At 49.4% G+C, this 14,498-nt stretch carries 11 protein-coding genes; 1 reads left to right on the top strand and 10 read right to left on the bottom strand.

Annotation, left to right across the window (positions count from 1 at the left end; genetic code table 11):
• Positions 1 to 27: 27 nt before the first annotated feature.
• From PBOR_RS12070 to PBOR_RS12050, 5 genes are all read right to left on the bottom strand, one after another.
• Positions 28 to 1,344: an ABC transporter substrate-binding protein gene (locus tag PBOR_RS12070; RefSeq protein WP_042211871.1), complete on the bottom strand. Its 1,317-nt coding sequence runs from the start codon at positions 1,342 to 1,344 to the stop codon at positions 28 to 30.
• A gap of 45 nt (positions 1,345 to 1,389) precedes the next feature.
• Positions 1,390 to 3,054 (bottom strand): family 43 glycosylhydrolase, encoded by a 1,665-nt coding sequence (locus PBOR_RS12065; protein WP_245648137.1) that lies wholly within the window; start codon positions 3,052 to 3,054, stop codon positions 1,390 to 1,392.
• 134 nt (positions 3,055 to 3,188) lie between these two features.
• Positions 3,189 to 4,022 carry a carbohydrate ABC transporter permease gene (locus PBOR_RS12060; RefSeq protein WP_042211869.1) on the bottom strand — a complete coding sequence of 278 codons (834 nt, stop codon included), beginning with the start codon at positions 4,020 to 4,022 and terminating at the stop codon, positions 3,189 to 3,191.
• Positions 4,023 to 4,916, bottom strand: coding sequence for a carbohydrate ABC transporter permease (locus PBOR_RS12055; protein WP_245648136.1), 894 nt, complete (start codon positions 4,914 to 4,916; stop codon positions 4,023 to 4,025).
• Between the two features lie 94 nt (positions 4,917 to 5,010).
• Entirely contained in the window at positions 5,011 to 6,315 is a 1,305-nt protein-coding gene (locus PBOR_RS12050; protein WP_042211868.1) for an ABC transporter substrate-binding protein, read from the bottom strand.
• Positions 6,316 to 7,075: 760 nt separating this feature from the next.
• On the opposite strand from PBOR_RS12050, the gene PBOR_RS38560 reads away from it, so the two are divergent.
• Positions 7,076 to 7,321, top strand: coding sequence for a transposase (locus PBOR_RS38560; protein ID WP_081972010.1), 246 nt, complete (start codon positions 7,076 to 7,078; stop codon positions 7,319 to 7,321).
• An 803-nt stretch (positions 7,322 to 8,124) separates the two neighbouring features.
• Here PBOR_RS38560 and PBOR_RS12045 read toward each other — a convergent pair.
• The 5 genes from PBOR_RS12045 to PBOR_RS12025 all read right to left on the bottom strand — a co-directional run bounded on the left by PBOR_RS12045 (position 8,125) and on the right by PBOR_RS12025 (position 14,350).
• On the bottom strand, positions 8,125 to 8,667 hold the full coding sequence (locus PBOR_RS12045; RefSeq protein WP_042211867.1) for a hypothetical protein: 543 nt from the start codon (positions 8,665 to 8,667) through the stop codon (positions 8,125 to 8,127).
• An 83-nt stretch (positions 8,668 to 8,750) separates the two neighbouring features.
• Positions 8,751 to 9,656 carry a M23 family metallopeptidase gene (locus PBOR_RS12040; RefSeq protein ID WP_042211866.1) on the bottom strand — a complete coding sequence of 302 codons (906 nt, stop codon included), beginning with the start codon at positions 9,654 to 9,656 and terminating at the stop codon, positions 8,751 to 8,753.
• Positions 9,657 to 9,701: 45 nt separating this feature from the next.
• A complete protein-coding gene (locus PBOR_RS12035; protein ID WP_042211865.1) occupies positions 9,702 to 11,051 on the bottom strand; it encodes a hypothetical protein in 1,350 nt (449 codons plus the stop codon).
• Between the two features lie 390 nt (positions 11,052 to 11,441).
• Positions 11,442 to 11,714, bottom strand: coding sequence for a CD3324 family protein (locus tag PBOR_RS12030; RefSeq protein ID WP_042211864.1), 273 nt, complete (start codon positions 11,712 to 11,714; stop codon positions 11,442 to 11,444).
• A 602-nt stretch (positions 11,715 to 12,316) separates the two neighbouring features.
• Positions 12,317 to 14,350 carry a methyl-accepting chemotaxis protein gene (locus PBOR_RS12025; RefSeq protein WP_042211863.1) on the bottom strand — a complete coding sequence of 678 codons (2,034 nt, stop codon included), beginning with the start codon at positions 14,348 to 14,350 and terminating at the stop codon, positions 12,317 to 12,319.
• Positions 14,351 to 14,498 lie beyond the last annotated feature (148 nt).

The following is a 14,498-nucleotide window of genomic DNA, read 5'->3' as shown; positions in this document are numbered from 1 at the left end:
GCATTCTCCCCTTTAATCCTTTTGCATTTATTTCTTCAGCTGAAGGTTAATGCTGTCCACCGCTTTTTGCAGAGCCTGCTCCGGGCTTTGCTCTTTATAGATCATTTTTTCAAACTGCCGGATAATCTCTTCATTAATACTCCACTGCTTCACATTTCTCGGCCAGTAGGCTACGGAGTTGGCGGTATTGGCATAATCACTGCGGAACTTCAGTGCAGCATACGCTCCGCTCTCCACGACCTTCCGGGAACTCGGCACATGCCCTGCTTCTGCCCACATCACTCCATGCTCCACCGCCCAGCGGGCAAAAATCATAGCAGCATTACGTTTCTCCGCACTCATCTCGCTTTTGGCCGGAATAGCCAGCGTATGCGAATCTCCCCAGACCGCCGGATGATCGTAGATGACCGGAACCGGCACGACGCCCAGCTCCAGTTGCTCATCCTGCTCAAAAGCGCCGGTTCCCCAGACACCCGTAATCAGCATAGCGGCCTCTCCGTCATAGAACAGCTTGAAGGCATCATTAATATCCGGCGGAATCAGCTCCTGCTCATACAGGCTGTTCACGAACTCCAGTGCCTGAAGCGACTCCTTATTGTTAAAGACAGCCTGCGTACCTTCCGGATTATAAAAGACACCGCCGCCCTGCATCTGATTGTACAGGCTCCACCACAGCCACACGGAATCAATACGTGTGCTGGGCAGAGCCAGCGGAGCCACTCCGGGCGGTAACTCCGCCTTCAACTGTTGCAGGAATTCCGTAAACCCCTGCTCTCCTTTGCCGATCAGCGGTTTGTCCCCGGCATCCAGCAGCCCGGCTTCCTTTAAATACTTCTTATTGTAATAGAGCACTAACGTATGCGTATCCAGAGGTACAGCATAATGGGCACCGCCGTAGACCGTGGACTCAGCGATTTTGGTATTGAACTGGCTCCAGTCCAGCCCGCTATCCGCAGCGAGTCCGTCAAGCGGTTCAATATAACCGTTCTGCACGAATTGCGGCAGATTGGTAGCGTGAATAATGGCTAAATCCGGTGCATTACCGGACAGAATCGCCGTGCGCAGCCGGGAATAATAATCATCCAGCCGGGAGTTGATCTGATCGATCCGGATATCCCCGTGCTCCCGGTTGAACTGCTGCACCAGTTCGGTCATGAAAATGTTGTCTCCGCCGCTGAATGGAGTCCAGTACTCCAGAGTTACCGGCTCAGCGGCAGCCTGTGGAGATTCTTCTGCCTCATCTGTACCGCAGCCGCCCATGACCAGCAGCATAGTCAGCAGCAGAATTGAAAGCGTAATCAGTTTATTCCGTTTGTGCCCGCAATAGTATCTCGTATCTCTCATATGTTTAAGCCCCCGTCATGCATGCAATCTATGAATCTACCCGGCTTATTCACTCTTCTGCCATATATCCATATAATCTATACCGAAGCTGCCTTGTCTGTCAAAAAGAATGATTTCATTCCTACCGCTCTGCAATTTCAGCTCCAGCTCAATGAAGGATAATTGGTTTCGTTCCTGAGATTCCAGGGTCGATACGATCGTAGAATCCCCGTTCACCGCCACCTCCAGCTTCGCGTCCGGTGAAGCGTTAAGGACAGCTAAGGAGACGGTGTAAGTACCGCTTCGTGGAACGTGAATATTGCTTAAGCGCAATGCAGCATCACTTCCGCTCAGATTTGCCGCTGCCCCGCCCGAGGCATACGGGTTATCCTGCACATCAGCATTCCCCTCCAGCGTCTGGGCTTCACCTTCATACCGGGGAATTTCAATGGCCTTCAGTTCAGCTGCGCCTCCCTCCGGCAGCTCAATGGCTACTGTATTCATCCCGGCTGTGAACGGCAAGCTCAGATAGGCGTATCCGGTCAGTCCCTCCCCGGCAGGCAGCAACTGAAGCGTAGACGGTGGTCCAGCATTCACTGAGACCGCCGCGGCGGCCGGTTCTCCCCCCGGATTCACATAATGCGCCAGCAGCGGAGTATCGCTATCTACTGTAGACGGCAAGGACGGGAACTCCAGCCGGTTCCCGCTGCGGATGGCATTCTCAGCCTGGAATACTCCCATTCCAGCGGGAACCTCAAGCGCCGTGCTCAGCGCCAGCGGCTTCCCGAACACCGGCAGGCCGCCATCGTCCCAGCTGACCGGCTGGGCCCGTGCTTTGCGGTTGTTCCAGCCGTCCGCCGCTCCAGTAGTCGCGTGATAGACAATCCACTGCTCGCTGCCATCCGGCGACACCGTAAACGAGTTATGCCCCGGCCCGTACACTCCGGCGGCTTCATCCATTGCCAGCAGCGGCTGCTCCGCCTTGGTCCAGTCTGCCGCCTCCAGCGGATTGCCGCCGGGCTTCAAGGCCAGCAGGCCCAGACTGTAATACGGAGTCCAGCTGCCCGCGCCGGAATAGACAATGAAGACGCGCCCGTCATGATGAAGGACCGACTGGCCTTCATTGATGTACGGCGGACCTCCGGCCTGCTCCCACGGAAGCAGAGGCTCGCTCAGCAGCACCCTCGGTCCGCTGATCGTCAGCGGATCACTCATTGGCGCAATATAGGTGTTCTGCGCAGTGTTGACATCGCCTTCCCAGCCGGACCAGACGAAATACAGCTCATCATCCACTTCCATTGCCAGCCCGTCGATCGCCCACTTGTTGGTATCGTCGGTGACTTGGCCCTTGAAGGTATAATCGCCCAGCGGATCACCGCTGTCCCCCTGCAGCACATACATCCGGTGATTCTCGTTATTGCCATCATCTGCGGCAAAATAGATATACCAGCTGCCCCGGATGTACTGGAGCTCGGGCGCCCAGAGATTCGCCGAGTAGGCGGTCTCCGCCGGCGGATACCATACCACCTTCCTCTCGGCCTGGCGGAAATCCATTGTGCGTGACTTCATCACCATAATATCCGTTCCGTTATGGGTGAAGGTCATGTAATAATATCCATCCTTGTAGATCATGCTCGGATCAGGAGTATCAATCTCGGCAAGTGTGTTCTTAAACGTCCCGCCATGCCCGTTGTAGACTTCATCCGTCCCGCTATTATTGTACTGCAGCACCAAATATGCACCTCCCGCCAGTATAAGTAACAGAACTGCCGCAAGGGAGTAGATTATTCTACGTGAGTTCTTACCTGTCCATGCCTTCCGCGGTTTCGCTGATATCTTTCCCATATGCTTCCCCCTATCACCCGCTATTTCACACCCGAGCTGGTAATCGCCTTAACGAACGACTTCTGCCCTACGATGAAGATAATCAGCACCGGGAGCGCTGCGATGGTAGTCATGGCCATTAATTTGCCGTAGCTCTGGGTGTAGCTTCCGGTGGCCATCATGGCAATCCCTGCGGTGATCGTCCGCATCTCCGGCGAGGTGGTTGCATACAGCGGCCAGACAAAGTCATTATAGATTCCCATGAAGGTGAAGATACCCAGCGTCATCATGATCGACACTGCCGAAGGCAGCAGGATCCTGGCATACAGATTCCATTTGTTCACCCCGTCGATCCGGGCCGCCTCTTCGATTTCTTTCGGGAAGGAGACAAAGAACTGGTACAGAAGGAACACTCCGAACGCCCCGGCTGTAGCCGGCAGAATCAGCGCCTGATACGTGTTGATCAGCCCCAGTGTATTGAACTCAATGTACATCGGCAGAAAGGTCAGCACGCTTGGAATCATCAGCGAGGCAATGAACATGGACAGCAGCGTACGGCGCAGCGGCAGATCCGGCAGCCGGGCCAGGGCAAATGCCGCCATCGAATCGATCAGCAGCACGATAGCTGTACCCACAATCCCTACTGACAGGGAATTGATGATCCAGCGCAGAATCGGTGTATTCATCAGCTCCCCGCTCAGCCCCTGAACGAAATTATCAAGCGTGGGCTTCTGCGGGAAGAAGTTCATCCGCCCGGAGAGGGCTTCGAAGTCATTTTTGAACGCAGTGGACAGCATCCACACGAGCGGCAGCAGCACGAACAGTGCAATCAGGATGGCCAGCACCAGCAGGCCTATTTTTTTGGCTTTACCCATTTATACCTTCTCCTTCCGGTTCGTAAGACGGAACTGCACGATAGACACCATCATGATCAGCAGCGCCATCAGAATCGCCATCGCAGAAGCCGAGCCGATATCCTTGCGCACGAATGCCTGGTCCAGCACATTGATCAGCAGCACCTTGGTCGTGTCTCCCGGCCCTCCGCGCGTCAGCAGAAACGGCTGGGCATAAATGTTGAAGGACGCGATTGTTGAGGTAATCATCACGAACAGCATCACCGGCCGGATCGAAGGCAGTGTAATCGACACGAACCTGCTCCAGGCGCCCGCCCCGTCAATAGCAGCAGCCTCGTAATAATCCTCAGGCACCTCATTGAGTGCATTTACAAAAATAATCATATTGAATCCGATCGTCCACCAGAGCGTTGTAAGCACCAGTGCAATCCATACCCAAGGGGTAGCTGTCAGCCACGGAATACCCGTCAGGCCCAGCTTTTGCAGCAGACTGTTAATGAATCCGGCATTGGTATCGAACATCATCAGCCAGATCACGGCCATAACGGAAGCCGACAAGGCATAAGGCAGGAAATAGAACGTCCGGAACAGCCCCCGGAGCTTCGCCGGCAGTGCATTGACCAGCATCGCCATCCCCAGCCCCACAACGATCAGCAGCGGCACGGAGTACAGGACAAACTGGAAAGTCGTCCACAGCCCGCGGAAGAAGATACTGTTCTCATAAGTCCCCGGGGTGAAAATCGTTATATAATTGCGCAGCCCCACAAAAGGATGCGCGGCAGACAGCAGCTCAAAGTCCTGCAGGCTGATCACAAAACCGTACAGGATCGGAAACAGCAGAAACAGTCCGAAGGCTGCAAGATAGGGCAGAATGAACAGGAATGAGGTGAAGCGGGAAGTCCATGTGCTTTTCAAAAGAGATTCCTCCATTTCTTCGTATAGGGAAAAGCGGGAAGCTATTCCGCGCTCCCCGCCTTTGCTTACCGAAAAATCCACTTCATCATAAGTGTTATTTCATCGCCTGACGGGATTTGGCTACAGCATCATCCATGGCCTGCTGCGGTGATTTTTTGCCGAGAATCGCATTGCTCAGCTCGCTCCACACCGGCTCAACAATGGTGCCCCAGTTCAGCACATTCGGTGCAAACTGTACGGAGGAGAAGCTCTGGGATACGGTACTCTGGAACTCCATAGCCTTGAATTCTGCACTGTCCATAACGGTTTTGGAAGCTACCGCCTGACCGGATTCCGCCCAGTCCAGAGAGTTGCCGGAGACATATTTCAGGAAATCACCGATACCGGCCAGCGTATTGCTGTCTGTCACAGCCTTCGGAACCACGAAGCCATGCGAGCCTGCATAAATAGCCTGCTTCGCTTTGCCGATCTGCGGCATTACTGCTACGCCATAATTAAGCCCGGCTTCATCAAACTGCGACTTCATCCACGGTCCGTTGAACTGGATCGCATTCTTGCCCTGCAGGAACAGCGTGTTCTCGCCGTCCTGCTGCACATTAGCCGGGGAGATTCCCTTGTCGACCATATCGCGCAGCCACTGCACCATTTCTACCGCTTCCGGAGAATTGTAAGCTACGTCCGTTCCGTTCCACAGCTCTCCGCCATTCTGCCAGACAAGCGACGGGAAGATGAACTGCTGCGGCCAGAGGGTAGGCACTACATATCCGTAGACTCCCTTGGATTTATCCGTCAGCTTCTCCACTGCCGCGTCGAATTCAGCACGGTTTGTTGGCGGGGCGGTGACTCCTGCTTTCTCGAACAGATCCTTGTTGTAGTACATCACCACCGGGTGAATGTCGAGCGGAATAGTGTACAGCTTGCTGTCGATGGTAGCGTATTTAACGGGTGCTTCGGCAAAATCAGCAGAATTAATTCCGGCAGTTGCCGCCAGCTCATCCACAGCCTGCAGCTGATCCTTGCTCTGGTAGGTAGGCACCTGATCCACGTGCATAATCATCAGGTCCGGCCGTTCCTTGCCGGTGCTGAGCGCTACATCCAGCTGCTTGTAATACTCACCATTCGGCTGGATCACGAAATTCACTTTGTATTTATCCTGGGAACTGTTGTATTTATCTACGATCTTCTTCATGAACGGGCCATCCGAGCCGGAAAATGGTGACCAGAACAGAAGCTCTGTTTTCTTGCCGCTGCTGCTGCCTTCTCCCTGCGTCTCCTTGCCACTGTTGCCGGCGTTTGCGCTGTTGTTCTTCGCGTTGTTCCCCCCGCAGGCAGCTACTACCATTGCCAGCATCATGACCATCAGTATTAGTGATGTTACTTTTTGCATGGATCGTTTCATCTGTGTACTCCCCTTTTACCCGGTAATTCAAAGCTGGCTGCGCTTTGATGTCTTTATGTTACCGCCCCGGGGGATCGCAAAAAATGTCCTCAGTCTAGGATCAATGGACATATTTACAGATTGGCGGGCACGCTGCCGGAGTCTGCCGGATGACTTCAACACTCAAGGGGGGCCGAATTCAACGGCGGCTCCCGGCGGAACAAAATCGCTTTGAGGGCGATCAAGCAGCACAAAAAAGTTCAGTTAACGCAACTTGCCCTTTCCGTAATTGAAAGGGGTTCCCTCCACCTCATTCCCTCGCAGTGACACATTGTATTCGGTTTTTCGCATACATTTGGCCCTGTTACCTTCACAGTGACACATTATATTCGGTTTTTCACTTACATTTGGCTCGGTTACCTTAGCAGTGACACATTGTATTCGGTTTTTCACATACATTTGGCTCAGTTACCCTCGCAGTGACATATTGTATTCGGTTTTCCGCATACATTTGGCTCGGTTACCTTCACAGTGACACATTGCTTTTACAGCTCATTTCCTCCATAACTCACTGCGGGAATCTCATCAATACATCGCATAATTTTCCGGCATAACCACCTGGAATAATTTACTAAAAAAACAAAAAAAGGCTGGTCAGATACCTCCCAATACATCAAAAAAAGCTGCCCCACCGGCATAATCACCGGGGAACAGCTGATATTGGAGAAGCAGACCGCAAAGGGCTCTGCTATCCCCGCCAGCGTCCGGCGGGGTCTAAGTTATTCAAGCGCTTCAAACCTTGCGTGGCGTTGCTGAAACGACAGCGACAGGAATCGTAGCTGAGGTATGTTCATTCACTCGATTTGGAAATGCGAAGGCTTTTATGGGTTACACCGGTTTAGTGCCACGAGAATATTCAAGTGGTCAGAGTCGATGGCAGGGGAAGATTACAAAATCCGGGAATACTCACCTTCGCCGCTTGTTGGTAGAAGCCGCTTGGAGTTATCGTTATAAGCCAGCACTGTAAGGAGAGATAAAAAAGCGCCAACAAGGTCAAGATCCCGGAATTCAGTCGATTTCTTGGAAGGATCAACACCGGTTACATCGAAAATACACAGCGATGCTATCCAAGGGGACGCCCAGTGGAAAAGCAATTGTAGCTGTAGCACGAGAGTTAAGTGGGTTTATTTGGTCTGTTGCTCGAGAAATTGAAGAAGCCAGAAGACAAGGATTGGCCTTAAGTCAAAGGTCGGAGGGGAAATGTTTGCAGGTTTAAGAATCACCCAGACCCAATAAACAAAAAGAATTTAAAAGCTGAGTTGAAGGCAAAGAGAAAAGCCGCAAGAGAGAATCCACGTAAACGCTATGTGCCTAACCCTAGAGGTGAAGATGCACGCGCACAGTTCGTGGTGCACTCTCTGCAGACTGAGGGAAAACATGCGGTATACCAAATCCGCGAATATCAGACTGCTCACCGACGATACCTTTTGCCTTCTAGTTCAGCTTGTTCAAACCCCTTCTTGTTATAAAAGGAAATGGGGAAAACCGAAGGAGCTACAATTCCGTTTGACAGTCTCGTTCATATCAGCGATTGGATCAACGGTCCGTTCGCGCAGCGTCCTCACCTAGCGCAACCGTCTATCCGACTCTAAGAACAAGGGGCGTTCCAGCCATTTCTTGGCTTATGGGACAGCCCCCTAGTATCTCCATGCTCATCTCGTGCAGTTTGCCTGCGCAAGCAATAGGGATAAAGCTGTTCCTCTTCGCTTAGCTGGTACCCGATTCATGGATACCGGGGCTACGATGGTATCTTAGGAGCTTTAATGCTCCCTATTTGTCATTGTTGTACATCTCTAATTTCAATACATACATGCTCGATTCCAGGTTATAAATACCGAGTGTATCAGAGGTAACATTAAATGAATTCATGTTGTCCACGATTTCTTTCCGTCCACCAGACGCCAAGAGAACCCCCCAATTTGCATGAGACTTTCCATCGGCAGTTATAGTAACATCACTCATATCGGCGGTTAAAACGGTAACACTTGCGCTGGGATAACAGACAAAAACACTATATTCCCATGGGTTACCTCCGTCATCATTCATGCTTTCGGTTCGAACTTCATAGACATTGGTTACTTCAAGTTTGAGTCCGCCATCACTAAACGTCTTAGTTTCTCCGATTTGTGTCGGACTTGGGATTTGTGAAGGTGTTTGAGGTAAGGTTGAAGTCGGTGTTGAACTCGAATCGATGCTGGGGTTCATAGTTTCAGTAGGCATACTGTTGTTATTGCATCCGACTAACAACATCAACAACATAGTGATAGTAATGAGTATTCCCGAAGCACGTAGCATTTGATTGGAGTTGTTCATTAAAGATTTCTCCTTCCCCGAATGTTTCTGAACTTCGTACACCCACGCAGATAGCTGCGTGGGTGTACTCCGATGACACTATCTTATGAGACTGTGTTTGTCCAGTATCCATACGTGTAGGAGCTCGCGTTAGGATTGTTATCCGGCTGATAGAATTTTGCAGGACCGAAAGCTGCCTGAGATACACCACTTCGCATAATTCTTATCATCCATTGTACGGATGTCCCCGAAGATACCTTTCCGGTAAAATTATAATTGTAGGTATCGCCAGATCTAGGTATAACACCTCCATCAGTCCACGAACCCGAGGTTGTGCGATAGTACATTCTGACTTCGGAAAAGTACTCTTTAGCGCCGTCATTCATTATATAAGAGGTAAAAGACGCAGTGTTGCTACTCCATGTCACTTGAGCATAAGCGTCTAGGTGTTTCCCAGAATTCCAATTCGTCGAAGATAAATGCCTGTAATTGACCTCGTTTCTGAGCCATACCAAGCCACTTGATGTTGAACAGATTCCAAAATGAAGGTGTGCAGCGGTGGTTCCTTGATTGCCTGACTTGCCTATCAGAGCACCCTTGCTCTTCTTTCCTGCTGCCTCCCTACTATTCATATGATAAAACCTGATGTGATAATCTCCATCATCTTGTAAATTATTGTTGTTTGCATCCACCAAAAAATCGATATCATACGAACCTGTAACACTTATACCAGTTGACCAACCGTCATACGGCGCGTATACATTCGTATTCAACGGTGCATTTAGGTCTACTCCATTATGGGGATTTGTTCCACTCGAACGCGGCTGATTCCACTTGCTGTTAACTGCCACAAACCCAGAGGTTGAACTGCTAGAAAGCGGCGAGTTGAAATTAACGGTAGATGGCGCTGTATTCCCGAAAACGATACTGTAATCGGCCGCGAATACGTTTGATGTGAAAAGTAACGAAATGGCTATGGAGAGTGTAAATGCTGCTAATTTAAATTTCATTTTTTTACCACCTTTCCTCGAAATACTATGCTATTCTGTCACTTATTACTCCTCTTGTGATTTGATCAGGAAGCTGGAGTGTTCGCTTCCATGTTGCGTATCAACGAGTACTGCATCATCATCTATCCAAAGGAAACGGGCATTAGTCCCTTTCACGGCCCGAGCGTTTTGCAGCGAACTGGAGAGCAAATCATGTGATTTCGTAGATAAGTCAACGAACATTACGTCGTCAACGCCAACCATCGGGTCCTCACCATAACCTACAGCAACTTTACTTCCCGATGGCGAAAAACGGGGTTCGCCATCAAGATATCCGGATAGACTGGTAATTTCAGATACCTTCCCTGTTGATACATTGACACTACTAATGAAAGCAGTGGTATTAGAACTGCCTTCTTCGTAACTTGAGAACACGATATTTTCATTTTTAACGTCACTGATACGTAAATTCGGCAGTTTTGGGACATCTATATTGACGGCCCTTTTACTATTAACATCAATCATACGCGTGTCACTGAGTGCTCCTACAACAACATTGCTATCATTTATGAACCCAATAATATCGTTGTTATAGGCCGGATTAATCAATTGACTTTCCTCTCCGGTATTAAGATCAATTTCCCAAATAGACGTCTCGTTAAGCTCGATACTATCCCGATTCGTTCGATAAACGACATAATTCCCATCAGGACTGATCTTTACGCCATCGACCCAAGTAAGGTACGCATCCGGATGAAGCTTCGTGATCTCACTGCTGATTTCAGCTTGCGCTTTGCCGGAGTATTCATCGGACGAGAGTTTTTCTGCGGACATTTTTTCTGGATCTATGCGCCAAATCCCCATATCCGTATATGCTATAAAGATATTTTTTTCACTCAAAGAAATAAAGCCACATGACTGGTTCCCCCATTCGGAAGGAAAAACAAAGCTATCATTACCAACGCTTGCTTTATAAAATAAACTACTGTACTCGCCGTTCGATTCATCTGTAATGGAGATGTTAAATGGTGACAGCTTAACCTCTGTTGTCTGCTCTCCAACTAATGAATACGCTCTCATATGTTCGGCGATAAATTGTTCACGAACTTCGGCAAGGTTGTTTATGCCAGGAATATCTTGACCTTGTGCATCTACTGTGCCGTTAGGGTAAAGTATACTCATCATTTCCGTATACTCTTTGTCGTCAATTGAATCGACCAATAGAACCGCACCGTGCTCGCCCACCATAACATTACTGACATTTTCTTCGTACGGAACAGCCATTAGCATATTATCGCTCGAAATGGGCTCATTTGCTGCTTGTATTGCTTGAGTGGTCGCACCCCAAAGAAGAATAAGCGCAGCTACTATAACTATAATTCCCGACCACTTTTTCCTAGTCATAATCATAATCATAATCATTCCTTTCCTACGTTCAGAAGTGATGAAGAAAGAACAGAGCGCATGCTTGCTTTGATGAAAACGACTATCCCCCTTAGAAAATTGATTTCGTAAAATACCTCACGCCTCTCGAGTGACTTACTGATGTTTGCGTAATATCCTCATTTGACTTCTATACAATTACTAATTTACCATATATATTCATTCGATATTATCAAACTATATTACTAAAAATACTACACAAAATTACACCATTCGACTTTAGTAAGTCTCATTCTAACCCGACTGGAAGCTATCAGCCATTTCAGTTGCTCTATTGGATATAGCAGCTGCAATTCATTTTTTGCGCAAAAAAAGAAAGAGTCCTGTTCGACTCCTTCTCTCTTATTTCAATATAGGTGCTGCTCATATTTGCTTGCTTCCATATACAATCTTCTTGATGCTGTCGCCTGACAGGTAAAATTGCTCGGCAATCTCGGTTACGCTTAAGCCCCTGGCATAATGTTCGCGGATGGATTGATTCCGGTCACTCAGATAGGTTCTGCCGCCTGAGTTCTCCCCCCACTTTTTGCGCTGTCCTTCCGGCTTGGGGATATAGAGCATCCCGCCTTGCATATATTTCTGAACTTCCTGCAGCAGCTGCTGCGGTAATATCAGATCTGCATTTACATATTTCATATAGCTCCGCTCCTTTAAAGTATTGAACTTGTAAAGGCAGCAAAGTCTATAGAACAGACCAATTTATGCGGCGAATCGTTGCAGCGGAGACTTGCTATCAGCTCTACACAACAACCACTGCCATGTCGTCCATAGACTTTGCGTAGAGCTGAGCATTAATCTTCTCATGAAGCGTCCTCCTTCCATTATCTGACTTGGCTTATATTTAATATAGCATACCGAACCTTCGTTTTCCTCCATAAAACCCAGCTTACACCGTAATTCACCATTTGCAGAAGCATCGGGTTGAGGAATGTTGAGATTGTGTGGTCTGGCTGAGTGTAACGGAATGAGCAGCGCTTATTTATGCCAAAAGCTTCTTTTACGCAGGCTAACGGACACCAGTGCACTTAAACGCGGATATTCACCTCCATTATGCTTGCGGTGAAACTGAACTCAGGTGATGGCCACAATCCGAAGAGTAGGTGATCTGCCAACAAAAAAAAGGGACCCCGCCAGCGTCCGGCGGGGTCTAAGTTATATTAAAGGGGGGTTATGTGTTTAATATATACCCCAAAGCTTAAAATCAGATGAAGCGCGGGTAAAAATCTGCTGAACCCGGCTTAGATTTTGAACTTCTCGACCAGAACCTGCATCTCCTTGGCGCTCTGCGTATTCTCATCAGCCATGGTGGCCTCATGGAAGGTCTTCTCCACAATATCCGCCGTCTTCTCGGCGATATCCTGCACACCGATCGCGCCTTCGTTCACAGTAGCCGCTACTTCATTGACAGCGATGGCGATGCTGGACACCGTTTCGTTCAGGTGATCGGCTGCCTCCTCGAACTGGTTCATCAACTCGTTAATCGTTGAAGCATCACTGTTATACTGCTGGCTGACCTCTGTCAGCCGCTCATAATCACCCAGCACATTCTGGTCAATGAACGTCAGCATTGCTTCGGAATGCTCGATCATCTGCTCTACAGAGCTGTATACACTTTTAACGACGCCCTGGATGCCTGCCGCAGTCTCCGACGACTTCTCGGCCAGCTTGCGGATTTCACCCGCGACAACTGCGAATCCGCGGCCGGCCTCTCCCGCCCGTGCAGCTTCAATCGCCGCATTGAGGGCCAGCAGATTCGTCTGGCTTGTAATGGAGAGAATCGTATCCGCCAGCACATTGATCTCGTTGATGGCACCCGATTGCTCTATAGCCTTCTGCATCTCGCCGCGCACCGAGCCATAGATCTGTTTCGCATTCTCGGTGGAAGTTACCGCATCATGCTGAAGCGCCAATGCCCGCTCCGTAATTTGCCCGGATACGCCGGAGCCTTCTTTTACCTTGCCGGAGATCATTCTGACATTGTTCTCAATCTCATGAATCGCTGCCGTCATCTCCTGGGTAGATGCCGCCGTTTCTTCCATTCCTGCCGACAGCTGCTCCGTAGTGGCTGAATTATCATGCGCATTCTCTCTGACGTCGATGGACAGCTTCTCCAGCGTCTCCGCATTATCCAGCACTTTCGAGGAAATCGAGATCAGGCTTCCGGCCATCTCACGCAGAACGGCGCGGGTATGGAACATTGCCTTGGCAATGGTGCCTGTCTCATCTTTATTTTTGGTGAGGTATTCATACTGGTTGTCATACTTCAGATCCAGCTCCGCCGTGCGGTTAATCAGCTGGGTAAGCTTGATAATCGGTGAGGAGATACGGGTAGCTACAGTAACCCCAATCAACAGCGTAAGCAGCAGGCTTCCCACTCCGAGTAAAATAATAAAATTCGTCATTTTCTGTACAGGCAGCATGATCTCCTCCAGATCTCCGGTCAGTACCAGGGTCCAGTGAGTCTCCGGGAGAACGGTGAACGCCGCTTTTTTCTCCGCGCCTTCATATGTGTACTGCACCGTTCCATCCGGTACGGTCTCGCCCGCCTTCACACGCTCCACAACCGCTTTGATCGCTGCATTCTCAACCACGGAACCGATCTTCGTTTCATCCGGATGGTAGAGGATATTGCCGGTTTCGTCGACCAGATAGGCGTAAGATGAGGGCGCATTGGTCACCTTCGCATCGGCAAGATACTTAATAACACTGTTCGCATTAACCGCCGAAGCGACGAAACCTATCATTTTGCCCCCGCTCTTCACAGGATGAACAAAGGCCAATACATAAGCTCCGGTGGATTTAGATTTCAAGGTCTCACTGACGACAGCTTCACCTGTCTTGAATACATTCTTCGTGTAGTTTCTTTCGCTGAAATCGGTGCCGACCAGCTTGGTATCACTGTCTGCAACCGCAACTCCCTTCATATCAACTACAAACATATGCTCCAGGTTGCCTGCATCCTTGACTAAGCCCTGAAGCTTCACATTCACTTCATTCTGCAGTGCATCTCCGGTAGTAAGTTCGCCGTTTCCGGCCTGAAGCAGCAGTTCCGCGATTTCGCTTTCACCTGCAACTAGCTGCATGCTGCGTCTCTCTTTATCAATCATTGCCGCAATAGTCTGCGCTTTGTTAGTGTTTACTTGCGCCATAGAAGATTCAGTCAGATTCAAGATGGTGCCAGTGGACTTGGTGTACGTAAAAACCCCCATTAATGCTGTAGAAATCAGTGTAACGACAATCATCATAACCGATAGCTTCATACGAATCTTCATAGTTTTCTACACCCTTCCGCCTTTATCTCATCCACTAGTACCAGTACAGCTAAAAACTGTAACATTTATTACAATTACTATCGGATTTCCCACAGAAATAATTAATATTGCTAGACGAATTTTCGGAAATAATATCGCATTTTGTCGA

The sequence above is a fragment of the Paenibacillus borealis genome (assembly GCF_000758665.1).
Taxonomy (GTDB): Bacteria; Bacillota; Bacilli; order Paenibacillales; family Paenibacillaceae; genus Paenibacillus_AQ; species Paenibacillus_AQ borealis.
Note: the sequence above shows the minus strand (reverse complement) of the source record. Positions and strands in the feature narration are given on the sequence as shown.

Bases quoted from the DNA above. Each gene is read 5' to 3' on its own strand.
- PBOR_RS12070 (WP_042211871.1), bottom strand. From the start codon at position 1,344: ATGAGAGATACGAGATACTATTGCGGGCACAAACGGAATAAACTGATT.
- PBOR_RS12060 (WP_042211869.1), bottom strand. From the start codon at position 4,022: ATGGGTAAAGCCAAAAAAATAGGCCTGCTGGTGCTGGCCATCCTGATT.
- PBOR_RS12050 (WP_042211868.1), bottom strand. From the start codon at position 6,315: ATGAAACGATCCATGCAAAAAGTAACATCACTAATACTGATGGTCATG.
- PBOR_RS12045 (WP_042211867.1), bottom strand. From the start codon at position 8,667: ATGAACAACTCCAATCAAATGCTACGTGCTTCGGGAATACTCATTACT.
- PBOR_RS12040 (WP_042211866.1), bottom strand. From the start codon at position 9,656: ATGAAATTTAAATTAGCAGCATTTACACTCTCCATAGCCATTTCGTTA.
- PBOR_RS12035 (WP_042211865.1), bottom strand. From the start codon at position 11,051: ATGATTATGATTATGACTAGGAAAAAGTGGTCGGGAATTATAGTTATA.
- PBOR_RS12030 (WP_042211864.1), bottom strand. From the start codon at position 11,714: ATGAAATATGTAAATGCAGATCTGATATTACCGCAGCAGCTGCTGCAG.
- PBOR_RS12025 (WP_042211863.1), bottom strand. From the start codon at position 14,350: ATGAAGATTCGTATGAAGCTATCGGTTATGATGATTGTCGTTACACTG.